18 protein-coding genes, 3 tRNA genes and 1 pseudogene are annotated in these 22263 nt (G+C 59.5%); 4 read left to right on the top strand and 18 right to left on the bottom strand.

Going from position 1 to position 22263, the window contains the following annotated elements:
• Window positions 1-43: 43 nt before the first annotated feature.
• Window positions 44-949 carry a LysR family transcriptional regulator gene (locus C2U30_RS00345; RefSeq protein WP_103242911.1) on the top strand — a complete coding sequence of 302 codons (906 nt, stop codon included), beginning with the start codon at window positions 44-46 and terminating at the stop codon, window positions 947-949.
• 452 nt (window positions 950-1401) lie between these two features.
• On the opposite strand, the gene C2U30_RS00340 is transcribed toward C2U30_RS00345, so the two are convergent.
• From C2U30_RS00340 to C2U30_RS00260, 18 genes and pseudogenes are all read right to left on the bottom strand, one after another.
• Window positions 1402-2564 (bottom strand): IS3 family transposase gene (locus C2U30_RS00340; protein WP_103242910.1). Its coding sequence is split into 2 segments (ribosomal slippage): window positions 1402-2309 and window positions 2309-2564, totalling 1164 coding nucleotides; the frame shifts between segments, so codons are not numbered across the junction.
• A gap of 150 nt (window positions 2565-2714) precedes the next feature.
• Window positions 2715-3434: a retron system putative HNH endonuclease gene (locus C2U30_RS00335; protein ID WP_103242909.1), complete on the bottom strand. Its 720-nt coding sequence runs from the start codon at window positions 3432-3434 to the stop codon at window positions 2715-2717.
• A complete protein-coding gene (locus C2U30_RS00330) occupies window positions 3431-4804 on the bottom strand; it encodes an AAA family ATPase (protein WP_103242908.1) in 1374 nt (457 codons plus the stop codon). The genes C2U30_RS00335 and C2U30_RS00330 overlap by 4 nt, the downstream gene beginning before the upstream one ends.
• Before the next feature lie 268 nt (window positions 4805-5072).
• Window positions 5073-7109 carry a hypothetical protein gene (locus tag C2U30_RS00325; protein ID WP_158654763.1) on the bottom strand — a complete coding sequence of 679 codons (2037 nt, stop codon included), beginning with the start codon at window positions 7107-7109 and terminating at the stop codon, window positions 5073-5075.
• Window positions 7106-7573: a hypothetical protein gene (locus C2U30_RS00320; protein WP_103242906.1), complete on the bottom strand. Its 468-nt coding sequence runs from the start codon at window positions 7571-7573 to the stop codon at window positions 7106-7108. Before C2U30_RS00320 ends, C2U30_RS00325 begins: the two co-directional genes overlap by 4 nt.
• Window positions 7566-8492, bottom strand: coding sequence for a hypothetical protein (locus tag C2U30_RS00315; RefSeq protein ID WP_103242905.1), 927 nt, complete (start codon window positions 8490-8492; stop codon window positions 7566-7568). Before C2U30_RS00315 ends, C2U30_RS00320 begins: the two co-directional genes overlap by 8 nt.
• Window positions 8493-8800: 308 nt before the next feature.
• Window positions 8801-8983: pseudogene (locus C2U30_RS23140) on the bottom strand (IS66 family transposase); the annotation flags it as partial.
• Between the two features lie 255 nt (window positions 8984-9238).
• A tRNA-Leu gene (locus tag C2U30_RS00310) sits at window positions 9239-9325 on the bottom strand.
• Window positions 9326-9365: 40 nt separating this feature from the next.
• Window positions 9366-9439, bottom strand: a tRNA-Cys gene (locus tag C2U30_RS00305).
• A 36-nt stretch (window positions 9440-9475) separates the two neighbouring features.
• A tRNA-Gly gene (locus C2U30_RS00300) sits at window positions 9476-9551 on the bottom strand.
• Between the two features lie 179 nt (window positions 9552-9730).
• Window positions 9731-10285 (bottom strand): CDP-diacylglycerol--glycerol-3-phosphate 3-phosphatidyltransferase, encoded by a 555-nt coding sequence (gene pgsA / locus C2U30_RS00295; protein WP_010675229.1) that lies wholly within the window; start codon window positions 10283-10285, stop codon window positions 9731-9733.
• 213 nt (window positions 10286-10498) lie between these two features.
• On the bottom strand, window positions 10499-12352 hold the full coding sequence (gene uvrC, locus C2U30_RS00290; protein ID WP_029314745.1) for an excinuclease ABC subunit UvrC: 1854 nt from the start codon (window positions 12350-12352) through the stop codon (window positions 10499-10501).
• 110 nt (window positions 12353-12462) lie between these two features.
• Complete coding sequence (gene uvrY, locus C2U30_RS00285) at window positions 12463-13107, bottom strand: UvrY/SirA/GacA family response regulator transcription factor (protein ID WP_010675231.1); 645 nt, start codon at window positions 13105-13107, stop codon at window positions 12463-12465.
• A gap of 210 nt (window positions 13108-13317) precedes the next feature.
• Window positions 13318-14097, bottom strand: a complete 780-nt coding sequence (kdsB, locus tag C2U30_RS00280; RefSeq protein ID WP_103242904.1) for a 3-deoxy-manno-octulosonate cytidylyltransferase — start codon at window positions 14095-14097, stop codon at window positions 13318-13320.
• A complete protein-coding gene (locus C2U30_RS00275) occupies window positions 14094-14291 on the bottom strand; it encodes a Trm112 family protein (RefSeq protein WP_010675233.1) in 198 nt (65 codons plus the stop codon). Before C2U30_RS00275 ends, kdsB begins: the two co-directional genes overlap by 4 nt.
• 111 nt (window positions 14292-14402) lie before the next feature.
• Window positions 14403-15398 carry a tetraacyldisaccharide 4'-kinase gene (lpxK, locus tag C2U30_RS00270; RefSeq protein WP_045524187.1) on the bottom strand — a complete coding sequence of 332 codons (996 nt, stop codon included), beginning with the start codon at window positions 15396-15398 and terminating at the stop codon, window positions 14403-14405.
• Window positions 15398-17167: a lipid A ABC transporter ATP-binding protein/permease MsbA gene (gene msbA, locus C2U30_RS00265; RefSeq protein ID WP_010675235.1), complete on the bottom strand. Its 1770-nt coding sequence runs from the start codon at window positions 17165-17167 to the stop codon at window positions 15398-15400. Before msbA ends, lpxK begins: the two co-directional genes overlap by 1 nt.
• A 134-nt stretch (window positions 17168-17301) precedes the next feature.
• Complete coding sequence (locus C2U30_RS00260; RefSeq protein WP_233721015.1) at window positions 17302-19443, bottom strand: DNA internalization-related competence protein ComEC/Rec2; 2142 nt, start codon at window positions 19441-19443, stop codon at window positions 17302-17304.
• A gap of 115 nt (window positions 19444-19558) precedes the next feature.
• Between C2U30_RS00260 and C2U30_RS00255 the strand changes: the two genes are divergently transcribed.
• The 3 genes from C2U30_RS00255 (at window position 19559) to C2U30_RS00245 (ending at window position 22186) form a co-directional block, all read left to right on the top strand.
• On the top strand, window positions 19559-20077 hold the full coding sequence (locus C2U30_RS00255) for a DUF2062 domain-containing protein (protein ID WP_103242902.1): 519 nt from the start codon (window positions 19559-19561) through the stop codon (window positions 20075-20077).
• Window positions 20071-20565: a DUF2062 domain-containing protein gene (locus tag C2U30_RS00250; RefSeq protein ID WP_042017571.1), complete on the top strand. Its 495-nt coding sequence runs from the start codon at window positions 20071-20073 to the stop codon at window positions 20563-20565. Before C2U30_RS00255 ends, C2U30_RS00250 begins: the two co-directional genes overlap by 7 nt.
• A 115-nt stretch (window positions 20566-20680) precedes the next feature.
• Window positions 20681-22186, top strand: a complete 1506-nt coding sequence (locus C2U30_RS00245; protein ID WP_103242901.1) for a helicase HerA-like domain-containing protein — start codon at window positions 20681-20683, stop codon at window positions 22184-22186.
• Window positions 22187-22263 lie beyond the last annotated feature (77 nt).

The following is a 22263-nucleotide window of genomic DNA, read 5'->3' as shown; positions in this document are numbered from 1 at the left end:
ATGGGAACTATCGGTAGAGTTATCGTCTCAAGGGAGAAGGGCTGTGGATCGTATTCAGGCTATGCAGATCTTTATGCGGGTTGCTGAGACCGGAAGCTTCGTGCAGGCAGCAGAGACCCTCTCACTGCCTTCCTCGACAGTCAGCAGTACGATTAAAAACCTCGAAAAATACCTGCAGGTGCGCCTGCTGAACAGAACAACGAGGCGGGTGAACCTCACCCCTGAAGGCCTGCAGTATCTTGGCCAGTGCAGGGAAATACTCTCATTGATTGAACATGCCGAGTCCAGCCTGACGGAGGCTATCAAGCGGCCACAGGGGCGTTTGCGGGTTGATATGCCGAGCGGGATAGCACATTCCATCGTCATGCCGGATCTCAGAGACTTTCACCAACGTTATCCAGATATCTACCTGATGATAGGTGTGAGTGACCGGCAGGTTGATCTTGTTCAGGAAGGTGTGGACTGCGTGATCAGAACAGGAGAGCTGAATAACTCCACCCTTGTTGCTCGTCCCCTTGGCCGGTTTCGGTGGGTAACCTGCGCCTCGCCTGAATACCTTCACGAAAACGGTGTTCCCCAGTCCCCTGAAGAACTGTCTGTGCACCAGGCGGTCCACTACTTTTCGGGCCTCGCCAGGCATGCAAACGAAATGCGCTTTGTCCGCGGTAAAGAGACTCTATCGGTTACTGTGAGCGGCACCGCAGCCGTCAATGACACGGGGCTTTATATCAAGATGTGCCTCGATGGCTTTGGCCTCATCCAGCTTGCCGAGAATGTTGTACTGGAGCACCTGCAGGCAGGAAGGCTCATCGAGGTGCTAGCAGATTGGCAACCGCCATCGGTGCCAGTCACATTGCTTTATCCCCATCAGCGTTTTCTGTCTCCTGCCGTGCGTGCATTTGCTGACTGGATTGCCGAACTTGTCCACAAGACCAGCCCGGGAAAATGAATACAACCATAGGATTCAAATCTGTTTGCTGGCCAACGAAACGCGCGGCCCAGGCGCCATAACAAGCCGCGCTAGCTTCAGTACCAAAGACCATCCCTAGACAACCTCGGCGCAGTGTCAAGGCACATCTGCTTGCCTATGTCGGAGCACTCAGCCAGCCGATTACAGCAAATCACAGGGAGCAACAAGTCACCTGGACAGGAAATGGCCAATTCAGCAAAAGTGGGAAAGAAATTCTGGGGGGGTAAAACAAAAACGACGCAATGAAGCGTCGTATCTGTTTAATCTGTAAGGCTTTTTCTTCAATTTTAATGGTGCCTGAGGCCGGAATCGAACCGGCACGACGCGAACGTCGAGGGATTTTAAATCAAAGGGCCTCGTTTGCATCTTATTGCATAAAATAGCAAGTAGATGGAGCGAGTGACACTGCTAATTCGCAACGAATGTAGTGGTCAACTAAATCCGGACACACAGTTAAGCCGATTTTCGGCCTCTGCTGGCGGTATCCCATCATTGTGTTGATGCGGGCGCCGCCAGTTGTAGTAATCCATCAGGTAGTAGCTGATATCCCGCTTGGCTTCCCGCAGGCTCATGTACCTCGTGGTCGGAAGCCATTCCGTCTTGAGGCTCCTGAACAGCCGCTCCATCGGCGCGTTATCCCAGCAGTTGCCACGCCGACTCATGCTCTGGGTCATGCGATAGCGCCACAGCCGTTGCCGAAATACCCGGCTGCCGTATTGGCTGCCCTGGTCGGAGTGAAACAGCACGCCAGACGGGCAGCCCCGTTGCTGATACGCCATGTCGAGCGCTTTCACGGCCAACTCAGCATCAGGCCTGCCGGACATCGCCCAGCCCACGACCCGTCGGGTGTGGAGATCGAGCACCGCGGCCAGGTAATGCCAGCGGCCACCTGCCCATACGTAAGTGATGTCGCCGCACCACACCTGATTGGGTTGCTGGACATCAAATTCACGCGCCAGAAGATTAGGAATATCCGGTCGTTCAGACCGCGCGACCTGATAACGATGAGCTCCCGGTTGTTTGGAGACCAGCCCGGCCTCCTTCATCAGGCGACGCACCTTGAACCGACCAATCTGATGCCCCAGTGCCCGCATCATTGACATCAAGGCCCGGCTGCCAGCTGAGCCTCTACTCTCTTTGAACAAACACCGTAACTCACTTCTCTGCTGCACCCGTTCACGGTTAATTGTGCGCCTGCGAGCCAGATAGTCGTAAAAACAGGCGGTTGGTATACCGAAAGCGCAACAGACCAGGGTGGTGGGGGCTTGCTCCCTTAATCGGTCTATCAGCGCGTACGTTCGAGTTCGTCCGCCATCAAGAGAGCAGTAGCCTTTTTTAGAATGGCCTTTTCGCGTTCAAGCCGGTTGATGCGGGCTTCCAACTCCTGAATTTTTTGCTGCTCAGGGGTCAGCGCCCGGTTAGCAGGTGTAGCGCCACTTCGTTCTGATTGAAGTTGCTGAACCCATCGACGCAGCACGGTTTCGCCGACATCCAGTGAACGGCTGGCTTCGGGGACTGAATAGCCTTGGTCGAGCACCAGGGATGCGGCTTCCAGCTTGAACTCGGCAGTAAATGAGCGACGTAATCTTGTCATTGAACACCTCAAATAATGGTGGCGACTGTACCACCTAAAACGGTGTCCGGGATGATTAGACCACTACAGTTTGTTTTTTTAATCATAAAGGCCGAAGTGATGACATTGAGCCGCAAGACCCCTTTAATCGTTTTTTGGGGATGGTGTATGTCACGCGATTTCTGGCGCCTCACGCCGTAATACGGCTTCGGCTATCTGGCCGAAGAACTGACGAGTTAACGAAAAAAATGGGCTGAGTTGCTGGTGCGCATTGGGCACCAAATCAAACCGTAATAACTGGTTAATATCCCAGCCGTTAGCAAGATGTTGCTCTTCGAGCTGCTCTAGCTCGTTCCACAAGTGTTGGCGCAAATTGACAAGGTAGGCGCTATTTAGGTTCAGCAAATCGATGCTGTACTGCGCACGATCCCGTTCCGGTTCGTTCAAGTGCACCGATGGCACCACTCGGCCATCCGACAGATAGGCAAAGTAACGGGCGCAATCTGCTTGATGGCAGTGAACAAACCGCGCCATATCCACACCCGCTTGCTTGCCTACGGCATGACCGCCAAAAACATCGGCCTTTTCCAGCATAGGGACCCGATTTGAGCTCAATACGCTAGCGGCAAGATTGCTTTCATCAAAGGTACGCTTGGGCACTTGGCTTTTGTTTTCTACATGCTCGATGTGATAATCAAGCCCCAGCAGATCGGCGCGCACCTCGCTGTAGCAACAAAGATGATATTGCTGCTTGAGTAAACGAGACTGCAGTTCATCTTTATGACCAAAAGAAGACCAGCGACTGGTCGCTTGTTCCTTGGTCTGTGGTGGTGTTTGATTGGCTATGGACAAAGCATGCACATAGAGCGTTGATTGCGTGACTACTTTCATTGCTGCTCACTCAACCCTGCCAGTCGTTGTTGACGGGCGATACTGCGCTGCAATCGTTGTAGTTGCGGGTGCTCGCTCCCTAAAGCCACCAGCAATTGCGCCATGAGAATTTTTGCTTCGTCTGTATCACCCAACCCTTGATCTACCCATTCCGTTAGCCGCAGCAAATCCGCTTTTTCATTAATGGGCGGCTGCGGATCCACCTGCATCACTGTGCGCAATACACTATTGCTCTGCTCGCCGTAGGTGTGGGCCAATGGCATTGCTGCAACCTGATTGCCATTGACATCCAGACCCAGAACCCGAATCGAAGCTGTATGCACTGTGCTAATCACCTGCGGGCTATGAGTCGTGACAATAAACTGGGTGTTTGGAAAAGTCCGGATGAGATCACCCAGCACTTGCTGCTGCCACTTCGGATGCAGATGCAGATCAATTTCATCGATAAGCACAATGGCAGGCAACTCTAATGGACTGGATATGCCAGGCTTTGTCTGTGTAGTTGGGTTTGCTTCAACCATTCGTCGGGCCAGATCCATCACCAACCCCAGCACTATTTTATAGCCATCACTTAGCTGACTAATGCGCAATGTTTGACGAGAGCCATCCTCATTTACTTTATCAATAACAAAGCGCAGCGGCCTGACCAAGGTTCTCGGCTCAACCAAACCGCCATTGAGCATCTGTTCAATGGCTTTTCTCACCCATTGCAGCTCAGGCATGCGATAATCAAAATCACGCTTGGTTTGCTGCTCTCGCCGTTCCAGATCCTCCATTGCATTAAACCATTCAAAGGCAGACCTGAAACTCGAATCAGGCTCAAGCGTACCCACCAAGGCGTCAAAGCGTGAAAATTTCTGTTTAAACCCTCTGCGCCTTTGTACCTCATCACGAATTGCTCTGTTAGTGCCGTAATAAGCTACCAATGGCAAGAAAGCTGATTCTCCTTCGGCTTCACGTTTCACGATATTCAACGCGAAAGCATCCAGGTCTTTAGCTCCCTTCTTGAGTAACTCTTGATACTCCTGTTCCAACATGCTTTGGATCTGAGCAACAGAGATAGAACTATCTCGCTTGCGTCCACTCGACCAATGGATGTCAATTCCCTCGGCCTCGACTTGCCAGCCCAACATCATAAATGGGGCTTGTTTTTCAAGCGAATTAACCCGAAGGTCGGTAGCTTTCATTGCTCTGCCTGCGACCCCCGGCAGCTTAGTCAGATAACGACCAAAACCAAGCGCGATAGCATCCAGAATCGCTGTTTTACCTGCCCCATTCTCTGCGACGATAACCGTTAGCTTATCCTCAAATTCTATTGATAACTCTTTGAAACAGCGAAAGTTATAAATGTGGATTTGTTTTAACTTCATAACGTTGCCTCGGCAGTTACTGCACGTGAGAGCAAATCAGCCAGATCATAATTGATGCTTGTAACGCACATTTCCGGCTCTTTGGTAAAAAACTGGCGAATGTAGTACGGGCCTTTTGTCTTGCCAGCAGGGCTTGCTCACCAATAGGCTCAACGGTCACCACTTGCCTTTCAACAATGTCTCGCACCTGTGCATTCTCTTGCGAGGAGTTCTCCTTGCAAGCCACTGTCACAGCTGTAACGAAAAGTCATTGAGTTGAGAACTATCTTCATTGGGGCCGTAAAAGTTTGCCGTCCCATTCGATGAGGGTGTACTTGATACCTTGTGTGGCCTGACGGAATACCTCCTCTGCCTCATCGAAAGAGGCTGCGACGATGCTCTGCAGGCTTGTCTCGCTAGCCAATTGCTTGAGGAGCGCATGCTGACTATCGACCGCCATTGAATGCTGACCTGGCTCGTCAAACATCAATAGTCCTGGGTGATTACCCAGCGATGTGAGCGTAGCCGATGTCTGATGCAGGGCAAGCAGATAGCTCCATATAAGCCTAACGAAGTCGCTAGCGCTAGAATCCGATTTGATATCGGTACGAATCTCCCGCAGCTCCATCTGTGCAAGGCATGGAACCAGCGTGTCCTTACCGATTTCAACCTCGCGAATCGGAGCACTTTCATATCCGAATGACCCCGCATTGGCCCTGAAGTTCAGCTGGAAGCGATTGATGCGCTCGATGTCTGCCGTACTGTAGGCCTCCTTCGGTATACCTCGTCTCGCAGCCTGGTTGGCGCTCATGCGTACCGCAATCTGACCAAGCCGTGTGAATAGCTCCGAAGCCTTTGCCTGGAGCTTCTCAAGTGCCTCCACCTCAACTTCAATCTGAACCTGCCGGCGCACGATTGCCTTCGACTCAGATGCGCCGGACGTCACGTCACTACGCATCGCTCTCAGCAGATCGCGCTTGTTAGCGATACGGGCTGCCAGCTCGTTGACCCGAACTTCAGACGCCTGCAAACCAGCCTTCAAGCCAGCAATCTGACGTATGAGCATGCGACGCTGACTCTCCAGATAGGCAATATTCGTTGCCAAATCCATTTGGGGACCAGACACGGCCCCAGCCAAGAGCGTGTCATCAACCGACTGATTGCACGTAGGGCACTTGCCAACTGCAGTGGCCACATCGTGCTTTGCACCGAGATCACGGAGTTTCGCTGCCGTCCTGTTCCGCTCTAGGTCTTCGTTAGCTTCTGCGAGTAGCCTCTCGTAGTCTTTCAGGGACACCCGCTGCTCAGCGTTGAGGGCAATTGCACGTTCATGCAACACACTAAGACTCTGCAGCTCTTCCATCGCAGCCGTGACGCTGTGAATTGCCTCTGCCCCTGATACCTTGTGGTACTGCTCGGCCTGCCTTTGCAAGTCCGCATACTCGCCCCGCAACTGGCTGATGTGCTCGGCCAAGGGCACAGACGAGCTTCCGGCCAGCTTTCTGATGCTTGCCTCACTCTCTTTGAAGAGCGCCGACGGTGTGGATGATGCCCCGTCGATTACAGCGCCAAGTGGATTAGTCTCTCGTCGCAGCTCTTCGATTACCTTGCGCCAGTCAGTGTCAATCTCAACCGATTCGGCGTTGAGCCGATTGCGGGCTGCATTCGTCTCAAATACATCTAGGCCAAGCAGGAACTCGACTACTTTGGTACGCGCGTCCCTAATGCCGTAGAACGGAATATTGGCAATGTAGTCCGTCCACCCGCGCTTCTGCTCGACTGCCAAAGCGGCAAAGACCGCCTGCAGGTAGAGCTTGGTCTCACCACCGTTTGTAGTCGGTACTCTTGGTAGGTTCAGTCCCAGGAAGGATTCAAGAAACCGATGGAACCCCTCGGGGCGTTTGGCCCCGCCGCCATCGTGCACATAGGTAGGACGGGCTTCCCCAAGCTCTTGGCGTTCGGTCACATGAGCGCCCGCGAACACCTCTATGAGCTTTGGATCCCTCACCGAGTCCCGAATTGCGCGACGAAGAGTAACGACTTCTCCCGAGCGACTTTCTATCTCAAGCAGCACCTCTGAAGCCGTGACCAATATGCGTCGCCCGTCGCACTCGATGTGCTCCTTGAGGGCGTATGGGAGGACCTTCTCGTTCTTACCCCCAACGAGTTCTTCCATGCCGAGACCATAGAGCAAACTGTTAAATAGCGTGCTCTTTCCGCTCGAGTTCTTGGCCCGAACAATAGTCAGGGTTCGCGCAAATTTGAAACTAAACCCATATTCCCCTTCATTGGTCGTTGCCCTAAGCCTTACACCGCGAATAATCACTTTGCCTCCCAGCCGCTGGCGGTTGCTTCGACCATTCCCTCTGTCAGCCCTTTTCCGACGGCAGACAGAATCGAACGCTCGCGCCCGAACAAATCGGCATCTTTCAGAATTTCTTTGACAAAGAACTCGCCAGCCGTCGAAATCTCGTAGCCGGTGGAGTTTTCAGCAATCAAGCCTTCCGCAATAGCAAGTCGTACCGCAATAGCCAATGCTGGGTCGAAGCCCCATGCGGGAACCTGTAAAATCTTTTCGCCAACAGCAAGAAGCAGCTGTTTCTGCCGCGTGGCCGACTTCATCGCCCAATTGAACAGTTGCAGGCGCGGTAGGCTCGACCTTCCTCCGCGCGACGCCAAGTGCAGGATGAGCAGAACCAGCCCAATCTTATACATAGGCCGGTGTTCAGCTAAGATTGGTGATGGCCGGCGCTCAAAGCGAAGTTGGTTCCCACCCTCTATCTCAGCCATAATCCAACTCGCAAACTGCCAACCATCGAGCGGTCATGTAACGAGCCACCTTCATGGCATTGGTCTTGTCAAACTCAGGAGCAAGTTCTTCGGAGACTAGCTTTGCCAGTCCATCTCGAACTTGGACTGTCAAATCTTCCGCTGTGCCAGACCAAGTAGCAGAAGTCTCGATGACATACTGTTCGTATTCATTGACGAGACGAATGAGTTTTACATACGTCATCGGCGAAGCCGATGCTATACGCCGAAAGAAACCATCGGCCTCAAGGAATTGCTCGATGGTGCGCTGGCTAAGCTGCTGAACCCGAGCCTGAAAGTCCGGTTTCTGCGCTTTTTCGGCGAGTCGATGCTCCGACTTACGATGGACATTCTGCTCGTACTGCTCTTGCTCGCCTGTAAGAGTAGCGAGGGCCGGAGCTGCCTCATCGAAAACCAACGCTTCCCCTGCTGCTGCGCGGACTTCATTGATTTCGATCAAATAGTGATCACCATCGTGGAGTAACACGGTGAAGTCCTCCGTCAGGATTGGTAGGTTCCACCCCCGCACCTCCGCCTCTTTGGACTTCGCATGTTTTAGAAGTGCGTTCCGGTCAACTTCGGGAGTGACGAAAACCCAGCGACAAATCTTCGTGCTTCCCAGTCGCGCCTGAAGATCAGTTACGTTATCCCTTAGCTTCCGGAGATCAACGGTAATCTTGTCGCGCTGATTCTCGTACAGTTCAGTACGCTCGTAGTGTTTCTCCGGGCAATAACACTGGAATGCCCAACCTGAGACCGAGGTATAGCCCTCGATGCCGAAGTCTCCGGGGGAAGCTGGCATCTGCTGATAGCACTCAGTCTGATACTTTCTCTTGAAGACCTGCTGACACAGGCCCTCCCAGGTAGAGCCGTTGAATGGCCCGAACTTGGTAGTGAACATTAGTGGCCTAGTCCTAGACTGAAGCGCTGCCGCAGCGCGAAAAAACAAGCTATTTGGCTTCGGAAAAAGGCTTGCCACGCAACCAAATCAACAGATGTGTTCTTCATAAACAACCTTATCATCTCAGTGGCTACGTCTTTCCCAAAAACACCCTTGGACCAAATATAGAGTTGGGACTTAAACTTCCGTGTATTCCATTTTTCATTATACGTTGTACGTTGTAAAGGAATTACACAGACTTATCAGATGGTTATATTAACTATTCCACTACAGTTTATTAGCTCGCGGGGCTTGAATCGTGGGGATCCTGTTTTCTCGACAATCGCAGCCACATTGCGCAGCATATAGGCCCAGCACAACTGACGCGGCTAACTGTTGATGAACCGGTAGCCGGCATACTGGTCGGACACCAGCGCCATCTCCAACTCAGTGCCGAGCAACCGCTTTGCCGCCTCCTGGCCACGGCCGTGGTCAATCATCCTCGGGATGGCGTTTGCGGCGCGGACCTCAGTACCAGAGACAGACCCCGGAAAGGCCCGGAGCGCAGGCTAACCACGTACCCTTGGCTATGTTGGGACGAAGCGCAGGTTGTTCGCAACGAGTCGCAGGAAGTAGTAAGTCGCTTAGACAAGAAATGGACAAGAAAGGAAAAGCGAGAGAGGGAAAACGCTGGGGAGCAAAAACAAAAACGACGCAATGAAGCGTCGTATCTGTTTAATCTGTAAGGCTTTTTTCTTCAATTTTAATGGTGCCTGAGGCCGGAATCGAACCGGCACGACGCGAACGTCGAGGGATTTTAAATCCCTTGTGTCTACCGATTTCACCACTCAGGCACCGCAATCGGTATCAAGTCCGCGGGCGGGCTTGTCAATATGGAGGCACGTTCCGGAGTCGAACCGGACTAAACGGATTTGCAATCCGCTGCATAACCGCTTTGCTAACGCGCCATGCAAAAGAGAGAGAAACTCTCTATTGTCTGAATTTGGAGCGGGAAACGAGACTCGAACTCGCGACCCCGACCTTGGCAAGGTCGTGCTCTACCAACTGAGCTATTCCCGCATCGGTCTGGCTGACTGCCTGACTGTGAGAACGCATTCTAGCGATGTTCCCAGCCCAGTCAACCAAAAACATTTAATACGCTGATCGTTCGAGTGTTTTTTACCCTTTTCCCACACTTTTGCAGCTCATGGCCGTTTCTCGGCGCCAGTGGCAGAGAAACGGCCATCTTCCCGTTTGGACTAGAACCGGGAGTGGTAGCTCAGATCGCCCCAGGCGGCCTTCATGTACTGGAACATGGACCAGAAGGTGAGCACGGTGGCCACGTAGAGCAGCACATAAGCGAGCCACACCATCCAGATGTCGTATTGCCAGATGAGGCCGGTGAGCGACACCATCTGGATCATGGTCTTCCATTTGCCAATCCAGCTGACCGCCACCGAGGAGCGCTTGCCAAGCTCGGCCATCCATTCACGCAGGGCGGAGATGATGATCTCCCGGCCAATCATGGTCATGGCGGGGATGGTGACCCAGACGGTGTTGTAGTGCTCGACGATGACCACCAGGGCCGCCGCCACCATGATCTTGTCGGCCACCGGATCGAGGAAGGCGCCAAAGGCGGTGGATTGGTTCAGCTTGCGGGCAAGATAGCCGTCAAACCAGTCGGTTGCGGCCGCCAGGATAAAGACGATGGCCGCCGCCATGTAGGACCACTGATAGGGAAGGTAGAACAGGATGACGAAGACGGGGATGAGCAAAATCCGAAAGAACGTCAGCAGGTTAGGAATATTTGTCATTATTTTCAGCCACTTCTTGTATGCCGCTACATGGTAGCCCCAAGCCGATCGCGGATGCAACCGAACTGGCGCCCGCCTTGGTCCATTAATCCATCAATAACCTCAGGATGCCGGTCATTATGGCATTTGGGAGCCCCCTGCGTCACGGCTCTTGTGCGCAGGCGGCACGCCCTGATGCCCCCTGGCGTGACCTCCTTCACACCAAAGGCAGCGCTAGAGCGAGTGCAATGCGTCGTGGATGGACTGGGCCAGCTCCTGGCTGATGCCGGGCACCTTGGCGAGCTCGTCCACCCCGGCCTTTTTCACCTCCTGCAAACCCCCCAGGTATTTGAGCAGCGCCTGTCGCCGTTTCGGCCCCACCCCGGGAATCTCTTCCAGGGTACTGGTGGTGCGGGCCTTTGCCCGCCTGGCCCGGTGGCCCGTGATGGCAAAGCGGTGGGATTCGTCGCGAATGTGCTGAATGAGGTGCAAGGCGGGCATATCTGCCGGCAGGTGCAGCTCTTCGTGGCTGTCCCCCAGGATCAGGGTTTCCAACCCCGCCTTGCGGGTCACCCCCTTGGCGATGCCCACCAGCAGCGGATATTTGCCACCGAGAAACTCCAGCTGGCGCGCCAGGATCTCCTCGGCGCGGCGCAACTGGCCGAGGCCGCCGTCGATGAACAGCACATCCGGCACCTTGTCCGGCTCCTGCTGCTTGCCAAAGCGACGCTCAAGCGCCTGCTCCATGGCGGCGTAGTCATCCCCGCCGGTGATGCCGTCGATGTTGAAGCGGCGGTATTCCGAGGAGAGCGGCCCCTCCCGGTTGAACACCACGCAGGAGGCCACGGTGCGCTCCCCCATGGTGTGGGAGATATCGAAACATTCCATGCGGGCGATGGGGGTCTCGAGCTCCAGCAGCTCCTCCAGCTGATCATAACGGGCGGTGATGGTGCTCTTGTGGGCGAGGCGCGAGCGCAGCGCGGTCTGGGCATTGATGGAGGCGAGCTTGATGAAGCGGGCCCGTTCGCTGCGCGTCCGGCTCACCACCCGCACCTTGTAGCCGGCGGTCTGGCTCAGGGTGTCGGCGATGACGCTCTCATCCTCCAGCGCCACGTCCAGCAGCACCTCGCTCGGGATCTGCCGTCCCCCCTGCCCCGACAGATAGAACTGCAGCAGGAAGGATTGCACCACCTCGTCAAGCGGGGTATCGGCCGGCACTTTCGGGAAGTAGCTGCGCGATCCCAGCACCTTGCCCTGGCGGATGAAGAGCACGTGGATGCAGGCGGTCCCCTGCTCGAAGGCCACCCCCACCACGTCGAGCTCGTCCAGCACGTTGCCGCTCACCGACTGCTGCTCGGTGACCCGGCGCAGGGCCTGGATCTGATCCCGGTAGCGGGCCGCCTCCTCGAAGCGCAGATCGCCGCTTGCGGACTCCATCTTGCCCACCAGTTCGCCGATCACCTGCTGGTTCTTGCCCGCGAGGAACAGCTTGGCCAGCGCCACCTGCTGGGCATACTCGGCCTCGCTCACCAGCCCCGCCACGCAGGGGCCGGCGCAGCGCTTGAGCTGGTAGAGCAGGCAGGGGCGGGTACGGTTGGCATAGACCGCATCCTCGCACTGACGCACCGGGAAGATCTTCTGCATCAGGTGCAGGCTCTCGCGTACCGCGCCGCCGGAGGGGTAAGGGCCGAAATACTCCCCCTTCACCTTGCGGGCGCCGCGATGGACGCCGATGCGCGGGTGCCGATGGTCGGTGATGATGATCCAGGGGTAGGACTTGTCATCCCGCAGCAGCACGTTGTAGCGGGGCTGGTACTGCTTGATGAGGTTGTGCTCGAGGATCAGCGCCTCGGTCTCGGTGTGGGTGACCGTTACCTGCACATCGGCAATCTGGCGCACCAGGGTGCGGGTCTTGATGCTGTCGACATTGGCCCGAAAGTAGGAGGCGAGCCGTTTCTTGAGATCCTTGGCCTTGCCCACGTAGATGACGGTGCCGCCGCTGTCGTACATGCGGTAGACACCGCTCTGGTGGGTGACGGCGCTCAGAAATGCCTTGCTGTCAAAATGGGGCTCGGGAGAGAGGGTCATCGGCAACTCGACTCAACGGATGAATGCAAAAAGACGGGGAGAGCATACTGCCCACAGCCTGCAAAAAGCAAAAGGCGGCCGGTGCCGCCTTTGGTGTCCACACGCCCCCGTTACAGGGTATCGGCATCCAGCATGCCATAACGAATGGCCAGATGGGTCAGCTCCACGTCACCGTTGATCCCCAGCTTGCTGAACAGGCGGTAGCGGTAGCTGTTGACCGTCTTCGGGCTCAGGTTGAGTTGCTCGGAGATGTCGGTCACCTTCTGCCCCTTGGTGATCATCATCATGATCTGCAGCTCCCGCTCTGAGAGGGACTTGAAGGGGTTCTCGTCGGCGGAGGCGAACTGGCTCAGGGCCATCTGCTGGGCGATCTCCGGGGAGATGTAGCGCTGACCGGAGTGAACCAGGCGAATGGCGTGGATCATCTCGTCCGGCGCGGCCCCCTTGGTGAGGTACCCGGCGGCGCCCGCCTGCATCACCTTGGTGGGGAACGGATTTTCTGAATGAATGGTCAGCACTATGATGCGTACATCGGGGCGGATCCGCAGGATCTTGCGGGTCGCTTCCAGACCGCCGATGCCCGGCATGTTCATGTCCATCAGGATCACATCGGGGTGATGTTGCCGACAGAAGGCCACCGCGGTTTCCCCGCTCTGCGCCTCGCCCACCACCTTGATCCCGCGGACGTCTTCCAAAATGCGTCTTATCCCTGTACGCACCAACTCATGATCATCGACCAGGAATACATTAATCACCCAAACACCCCGTTTTTTATCTCGTTATATGCCAGTTAGGGTTAACACGGCGTCTTGCATCATAACCAAACTCGATGATTTGGCAAACCATGGGCGGGAAAAGTTTGAAATTGCTCGTAAAATCCGTTTTAAATCAAATTATTATACAAAGAATCAATTAAAAAACGGCGCCCTGGGGCGCCGTGTTGCATCAAAGCCGTTCCGCCAGCCTCAACCGGCCAGCAGCGCTCGCACCTTGTCGAGATCGGCCTGGGTGTCCACCCCCACCGGCGGGGCTTGCAGCGCCTGGGCCACGTGGATCGTCTCCCCGTACCAGAGCACCCGCAGCTGCTCCAGGGCTTCGACCTGCTCGAGCACACTCGGTGCCCAGTCCACGTAACGCTGGATGAAGTCGGCGCGATAGGCGTAGATGCCGATGTGGCGTTGGTAGTGATCGCCAATCTGCTCGCGGCTCCCCGCAACGCGATCGCTGGCCGCAAAGCGGTCCCGATCCCAGGGGATGCTGGCGCGACTGAAATAGAGGGCGTAACCATCCTTGTCGGTCACCACCTTGACGGCATTGGGATTGAACGCCTCTTCGGCATCCCTGATCGGCACCGACAGCGTCGCCATGGGCGCGCTGGCCGCGGCCAGGTTGTCCGCCACCTGGCGGATGATGACGGGAGGAATGAGGGGCTCGTCCCCCTGCACATTGACGATGATGGTGTCGGCGGCAAAGCCGTAGTGACGGCACACCTCGGCCAGACGCTCGGTGCCGGACTGGTGATCCGGTGAGGTCATGCACACCTCGAACCCGGCAGCGGCGGCAAAGGGAGCCAGAGCCTGCTGCACCCGCTCGTCATCGGTGGCGACGATCACCCGATCGGCGCCCGATTGCAGGGCCTTCTCCACCACGTGCTGCACCATGGGCTTGCCGTGAATGTCGGCCAGCGGCTTGCCCGGCAGCCGGGTGGAGGCGTAACGGGCAGGAATGACGACGACGAAACTCATGGCTTCAGCTCTTCCAGCGCTAGGTGACGGGCCCGGTTCTCCAGCAGCACCGGGATCCCCTCCTCCAGGGGATAGGCCAGTCTGTCGAAACGGCAGATGAGCTCCTGAGGGCCCTCGGCGTGCGCTTGATAGTGCAGTTTCCCCTTGCAGACCGGGCAGGCGATGATGTCGAGCAGTTTAATATCCAGTGCCACAACGAAACTCCTTTAACGATTTCCCACAGGCGATCTTGCCTGGCATGTCAATGTGCAGGGCCAGCTCCCGAGTCCGGGCGCTGGCCGTCTGTTCCAATCCGGTGGCGCCCGTCAGGGCGCCTGGTGCTTGTCCCCCCCGGGCTGCGGGCCCAGGGTGCGCAGCAGCGCCTCCCCCAGGGCATCGGGCAGCTCGGCGCTGACCGGCAGATACCACCAGTTGTCCGGGGCGAAGGGGCGGCACTTGACCGCATCCTTCTCGGTCATCAGCAAGGGGCGCTGGCCGAAGCGGGCCAGCAGCTCGGCGGCGTCGAACGCCTGGTGATCCCCGTAGCCGACGCTCTGCACCAGCTCGTAACCAAGGGCGGTCAGGGTGGCGAAGAAACGGGGGGGATGGCCAATGCCCGCCAGGGCATCCACCGGCCCCGAGAGGGGGGCCGTGAGAGGCGCATCGTCGCACACCCGGCGCAGGGTATCCGGCACCAGGCGCATGGCGTACTCGCCACGGGCGGGTTCGCCGCCGTTGCAGATGATGGCGTCCACCCGCTTGAGGCGGGTCGTGGGCTCGCGCAGTGGCCCCATGGGCAGCAGACAGCCATTGCCAAAGCGGCGCGCACCGTCCACCACCACCAGTTCGATGTCACGGGCCAGGGCATAGTGCTGCAGGCCGTCGTCGGTCACGATGATGTCCACCTCACCGCTTTGCTCCAGCAACCGCACCGCATCGGCCCGTCTGGGGGCCACCGCCACGGGGCAGCCGCAGCGCCTTGCGATGAGCACGGGCTCATCCCCGGCCTCGGCCGGGGTGCTGCTCTCATCCAGTCGATAGGGGTAATGGGGCGCCTTGCCGCCATAGCCGCGGCTCACCACGCCGGGGCGCCAGCCCCGGGCCAGGAGTTGTTCCACCAGCCAGACCACCACCGGGGTCTTGCCGTTGCCCCCCACCGAGAGATTGCCCACCACCACCACCGGCAGGGTGGCCCGATAGGCGCTGAGCCAGCCCCGGCGATACCCCAGACGGCGGACGCCGCTGATCAGGGCAAACAGCAGGGCGAAGGGGGCCAGCCCCCAGCGCCAGAGGCTGTTCCCGTACCAGAGTCTGGCCAGCATCAGCCCTTGTTACCCGTGGCTGTATTACCAAACTGAATGGCCCGCAGCTGGGCATAAGTACCATGCATGTCCATCAGGGTTTGGTGGTTGCCGCGCTCGACGATGTGTCCCTCGTCGATCACCAGGATCTCGTCCGCCTTCTCGATGGTGGAGAGGCGGTGGGCGATCACGAGGGAAGTGCGCGCCTTGCACAGCTCGTCGATGGCCGCCTGGATGTGACGCTCGGACTCGGTGTCCAGGGCCGAGGTAGCTTCGTCCAGCAGCAGCACCGGAGAGTCCCGCAACAGGGCGCGGGCGATGGCGATGCGCTGGCGCTGGCCGCCGGAGAGGGAGGCGCCGTTCTCGCCGATGACGGTGTCATAGCCTTCCGGCATCTTGCTGACGAAGTCGTCCGCATGGGCGATGCGGGCCGCCTGCTTGATCTCGTCGCGGCTGTACTTCTCTTCCGCCGCGTAGGCGATGTTGTTGGCCACGGAGTCGTTGAAGAGGTGCACGTGCTGGGAGACCAGGGCGTATTGCTTGCGCAGCTCGCTCAGGCGGTATTCGCGGATGTTGACGCCATCCAGCAGAATTTCCCCCTCTTCGATGTCATAGAAGCGGGTCAGAAGGCTCGCGATGGTGCTCTTGCCGGAGCCGGAACGACCCACCAGGGCCACCGATTTGCCCGCCTCCACCTTGAAGCTGATGTTGCGCAGCGCCGGTGTCTCCTTGGTCGGGTAGGTGAAGGTGACGTTGCGAAACTCGATTTCACCTCGGGCACGTTCCAGAGTGCGCGTGCCGGTGTCCTGCTCCGGGGTGGAGTCCAGCAGACCGAACAGGCTCTGGCAGGCGGTGATGCCGCGCTGGAACTGGTTGTTCACGTCGGTCAGGCTTTTCAGCGGCTTGAGCAGCATCATCATGGAAGTGACCATGACGGTGAAGGTGCCCGCGGTCAGGGTCGCCTTGACGCTGTCGATGGTGGCGACATAGAGGAAGACCGCAAGGGCCACGGAGGCCACCATCTGGACGATGGGGCTGCCGATGGCGTCGGCGGCGACCATCTTCATGGTCTGCTGGCGCATCCGGTTGCTCACCTGGTAGAAGCGCTTGTCCTCCACCTCCTGACCCCCGAACATCAGCACCTCTTTGTGCCCCTTGAGCATCTGCTCGGTGGAGGTGGTGATGTCACCCACCGCCTGCTGGATGTGGCGGCTTATCTTGCGAAAACGTCGGCTGATGATGCTGATGAGGATCCCGACCAGGGGCCCCACCACCAGGAAGATCACCGACAACTGCCAGGAGTGCCAGAACATCAGGCCCAGCAGGCCGATGACGGTGGCCCCTTCCCGCACCAGGGAGACCAGGGTCGAGCTCGCGGCGGACGACACCTGACCGGCGTCATAGGTCACCTTGGAGAGCAGGTTGCCGGTGTTCTGGCGGTCGAAGAAGCTCATGGGCATGGCCATCAGGTGGCTGAACACCTGCTGCTGCAGGCGCATCACCACGTGGTTGCCGACCCAGGCCATGCAGTAGTTGGAGAGGAAGGCGGCGCAGCCGCGCAGAGCCACGATGCCGAGGACGAAGAAGGGCATCCACTTGAGCACGCTGCTGTCGTTGCCGTTGAGCCCCTGATCGATGAGCGGTTTGATGGAGTAGACGAAGGTGGTATCCACGGCCGCGTAACCCAGCATGCCAATGATGCCGCCCACCAGACCCAGCTTGCGATCCCGGACATAACCGAGCAGGCGCTTGAAGACGGTCCAGCTCTCTTGTGAGGTTTCTTGTTGCATGAATAGCCGTTAATAAGGGAAATGACGGGCTATTCTAGCCAAACCTTGGAGCTACACCAAGCGCCGCTGGCGCGATGGCTACAACCCGGGTCATAAATGAAGGCCGCCCCTTGCCGGGCAGGCTCACCGGATCCTCACTCCCTTCCCCATACCTGCGGCTGCCACCAGGGGCCGCCACGCCGGTACCAGGGCCCCTGCTCCCGCTCGGCCCGGATCCTGAGCCCCGCGTCCCCCGGCTCGATCAGGATGGCGCCATCCTGCCCCGTGACCAACTGCCGCACCCCCTGGTATCGCGCCACCACCTCGGGGCGGGGAAAGCCCCACTGGTTCATGAAGCCTGCACTGTGCACCACGAAGGCAGGTTTCACCGCCGCCACGAAGGGGGCCGTGGAGGAGGTGCGACTGCCATGATGCGGGCTCACCAGCAGGGTGCTGACCAGCCCCGCGCCCTCCACCTCCTCCAGCGCCAGTGCCAGCAGGCGGCGCTCCGCCTGCTGCTCGATGTCGCCGCTCAGCAGCAGCCGATGGCGCCCGTCGTCCAGCTGCACCACGCAACTGTCGTTGTTGCGCCCCGCCCCGGCTGCCAGGGGCCAGAGCACCCGCACATCCAGTCCCTGCCAATGCCACTGCTGACCTCGGCGGCAGGCCTGGGTAGCCGGTCCAAAGGGGAAGGAGGAGAGCTCCCGGCGCACCGCCATGCTCTGCAGCAGAGCCTGCCGGTTGCCCGCGTGATCCCTGTCTCTGTGGCTGATGATCAGGGTGTCGATCACCCGGATGCCGAGCCGGTTGAGCAGGGGCAGGATGGCCGCATCCGCCATGTTGTAGCCCCCGGGGTAGCGATCCCCGGTATCAAACAGGATGGCCCGCTCGCCCCGGGTGACGAGCACCGATAGCCCCTGCCCCACGTCCAGCACCCGCACCTGCCAGGAAGCGGGAGCAGGCCAGAGGGCGAGCAGCAGGGCCGCCGCCACCGGCCCCCCCAGGGCGCGCCCTCCCGGCAGGTGCCATCCCATCAACAGCAGGATCAGCAGGGCGCTGGCGGGCATCAGCCAGCCGGGCACCGGCCACCAGAGCTGCAGGCGATCCGCCAGCTGCGTGAGCCCCCACAGCACCCACTCCAGGCCGAAGGCGGAGACCCAGAGCAGGCCGTGGGCCAGCAACGTGGAGAGGGGCGCCACCAGTACGCCGACGAGCGCCAGGGGAATGATGACAAGGCAGAACAGCGGCAGTGCCAGCAGATTGAGCAGAAACGCCAGGGGCGCCATCCCCTCAAACAGCAGCAGTTGCAGGGGCAGCAATCCGAGCAGCAGCAGAAGTTGCAGCCGCACCAGGCCGGGGCGATCGTGCAGCAGGCTCGCCAGCAACAGCAGGGCCACCGCCAGAAAAGAGAGCCAGAACCCCGCAGAATAGAGGGCGAAAGGGTCCCACAATGTCAGCACCACGAAGGCCCACAGCCAGATCCGGTGGCTCGGCCAGTCCCGCTTTAGCCAGCGCAGAAGGCTCCACACCAGCACCATGATGAGGGCACGCTCGGTGGCCACCGCAAACCCCGCCAGCCAGCTGTAGGTGGCCGCGAACAGGAGTGACACGCAGATAGCCCCGCGCAGCCCGAACAGCCGCCCGAGCCACCAGCCGAGCACCGCCACCAGAGCGATATGCTGGCCCGAGATGGCGATGATGTGGGTCAGGCCGCTGCCGCGAAAGAGTTCCCACTGGGCATCCGTGATCCCCCCCTGTTCCCCGAAGGTGAGGGCTGCCAGCAGGGGGGCCTGCGCCATCCCCTCCCAGGCGCGACTCGCCGCCGCCAGCCAGCGATCGCGCACACCCGGGGGCACGGCATCCAGGGCGATGACCCGGCGCAGGTTGCCGGTGGCGGTGATCCCCTTGCCAAGGAGCAGGCGCCGCCCATCCATCCCCGCTTCGTTGGCCAGGCCATGGGCCGGCTTGAGAGAGGTCACCAGGGTGACGCGGCTGCCGGCAGGCAACGGCGGCAACACCTGATAGGCATTGACCCGCACCAGGGGTGGCACGATGAGGGGGCGATCGTCCAGGGTGTCGAGGCGCAGCAGCAGGCGCGCAAATTTATCCCCCTCTTTCTCTCCCGAAGACTCCGTACTTTGCACGTGTGCGGTTATGATGTGGCTCGTTTTTTTGCCAAGTTGATCCAGCCAGGCAAGCCGGTAGTGCAAATTCACCTGCATCCAGAGGATGCCGAGCAGCAGAAACAGCAGCCGCCAGCAACGACCACCGGCGAGAGGAAGCGCGAGCAGCAGCATCAGGCCACCCCATTCCCATGAAGGCAGCCATGGCCAAAGCAGTGAGGAGCTTGCCCCCAGGGCAAACGACAACAGACGCAGATCCATGGAGCAAGTATTTAGCAAGGTTCAGAACATGCCCAAACGAATCATACAGCGCTGGCTACCCGACCCGGCGACCCTCAAGGAACACAAGCACTTGCGACTCTTTGGCAAGCTGCTGCTGGATACCAATCTCTGGCATCTCAACCGGCGCTCCGCCGCCGGTGCCTGTGCGGTCGGCCTCTTCATGGCCTGGGTGCCCCTCCCCTGCCAGATGCTGCTGGCCGCTGGCGGCGCCATCGCCTGCCGGGTCAACCTGCCCCTCTCGGTGGCCCTGGTCTGGCTCTCCAACCCCCTGACCATGCCACCGCTGTTTTATGGCGCCTATCTGGTGGGCTGCCAGTTGCTGGGGCACCCCTCCCAGCACATCGAGATCACCTTCACCTGGGCCTGGCTGGTGTCGGTGTTCGAGACGGTGGCCCCGCCGCTCTTGCTGGGCTCCCTGGTGCTTGCCCTGCTGAGCGCCCTCGTCGGCTATGTCCTGGTTCGCGCGGGCTGGCGCCTGAGCACGGTGCGCCAGTGGCAAAAACGCAAGGTGGCGCGCCCATGCTGAATCGCTGGTTGGCCCGCTTCAAGATTGACCCCGATACCCTGCGTCAACAGAAGTGGTTCGCCCTCTTTGGCGAGCGACTGCTGACCCCCGCCCTCTGGCAAGGGGGAACACGGGCCCTCTGTGGCGCCGTGGCGGCCGGGCTGTTCGCCAGCTGGGTCCCCATGCCCATGCACTCCCTGGTGGCCGTCGCCCTGGTGCTGGCCTTCAGCTTCAACCTGCCGCTGGCCCTCTTGGCGGTCTGGTTCAACAACCCGCTGACACTCCCCTTCATGTACCTCTACGCCTATCGTACCGGTTGCCTGGTGCTGAACGAGACGCCAGCCCCCTTCCATCTCACCTGGTCCCTGCACTGGCTGGAGCAGGAAGCGGCTATCCTGGTGCCCCCCTTCCTGCTCGGCAGCCTGCTGCTGGCGGTGCTGAGCGCTGCCGCCGGCGCCTTGCTCACCCTGCTGCTGTTGCAACTGGGCAAGCTGACCCGCCCCCGCTAGGTTGCCAGCACGCCGTCCTTGTCTCGGGCGGCGTGCCTTGCCATCGTCTGCCTCTGCCACCACACTCCTTGTAACCCGTTGTTTTTCGACCCCCATTCGAAACAAGGAGCCCACCATGGCCAAACCGCTCACGCTGGCCCATGCCAATGGCAACCCCCTCTCCCTGCTCCCCGCCATGGCCAATCGCCACGACCTTATCACCGGGGCCACCGGCACCGGCAAGACAGTCACCCTGCAGGTGCTGGCGGAGGGGTTTTCCCGCCTCGGCGTGCCGGTCTTTCTGGCAGACGTGAAGGGGGATCTGAGCGGCCTGGGCGCCGCCGGCACCCCCTCTGCCAAGCTGGATGCCCGTCTGGCCCAGCTTGGCCTTCAGGCACCCGACTTTGCCGCCAGCCCCACCCTGTTCTGGGATCTCTTCGCCGAAGAGGGCCACCCGGTGCGGGCCACCGTCTCCGACATGGGGCCCCTGCTGCTTGCACGCCTGCTCAGCCTCAACGACACCCAGAGCGGGGTGCTGGAGCTGGTGTTCAAGGTGGCGGACGACGAGGGGTTGCTGCTGCTCGATCTCAAAGACCTGCGGGCCATGGTGCAGTTTGCGGGGGAGCACGCCAAGACCCTCACCACCCGCTACGGCAATGTGTCGACCGCCTCCATCGGCGCCATCCTGCGCAACCTCCTCACCCTGGAGAGCGCGGGCGGCGATCACTTCTTCGGCGAGCCCATGCTGGACATTCAGGATCTGATGCAGACCGACGAGGCGGGCCACGGCCATATCAATGTGCTGGCCGCCGGCAAGCTCACCCAGTCCAGCCGCCTCTATGCCTGCTTCCTGCTCTGGCTGCTCTCCGAGCTGTTTGAACAGTTGCCCGAGGTGGGGGATCCGGAAAAGCCCGTGCTGGTGTTCTTCTTCGACGAGGCCCACCTGCTGTTCAAGGATGCGCCCAGGGCACTGCTGGAGAAAATTGAGCTGGTGGTGCGCCTCATCCGCTCCAAAGGGGTGGGCGTCTATTTCGTGACCCAGAGCCCGGCCGACATCCCCGACAGCGTGCTGGGGCAGCTTGGCAACCGGGTGCAACACGCCCTGCGCGCCTTCACCCCGAGCGATCAGAAGGCGGTACGCATCGCCGCCAACACCCTGCGGGCTAACCCGGCCTTCGACGCCGCCGGAGCCATCACTGAACTGGGGGTCGGGGAGGCGCTCATCTCCCTGCTCGACGAGAAGGGGCGGCCCAGCGTGGTGGAGCGCGCCTTCATCGCGCCCCCGGCCAGCCGCATCGGCCCCCTGAGCGCGGCCGAGCGTCAGGCGCTTATTCAGGGCTCATTGCTCTACGGCAGATACGACACCCAGGAGGACAGGGAGTCCGCGTTCGAGCGGCTTCAGGAGGCATCGCCCGCCGCCGGTGACGAGACTGCTTCCCCACAAACCGACCAGGGCGGCGGTCTGCTGGATGCCTTGAATGGCATCCTGTTCGGTCGCACCGGCCCCCGTGGTGGCCAGCATGACGGGGTGGTGCAGACCGCCGCCAAGAGCGTGGCCCGCACCCTCGGCAACGAGGTGGGACGCCAGCTGATGCGCGGGGTGCTCGGCTCCCTGCTGGGGAGCAGCAAGCGGCGCCGCTGATGCCGGAAAATGAAAAAGCCCGCCGTGTCGGCGGGCTTTTTATGGCTGAAGCAAGGCGCTTGGCGCAGATGCTTCTC

It is taken from the genome of Aeromonas sp. ASNIH5 (genome assembly GCF_002902865.1).
Classification (GTDB): Bacteria; Pseudomonadota; Gammaproteobacteria; order Enterobacterales; family Aeromonadaceae; genus Aeromonas; species Aeromonas caviae.
This window is presented reverse-complemented; position numbering and strand designations above follow the sequence as displayed.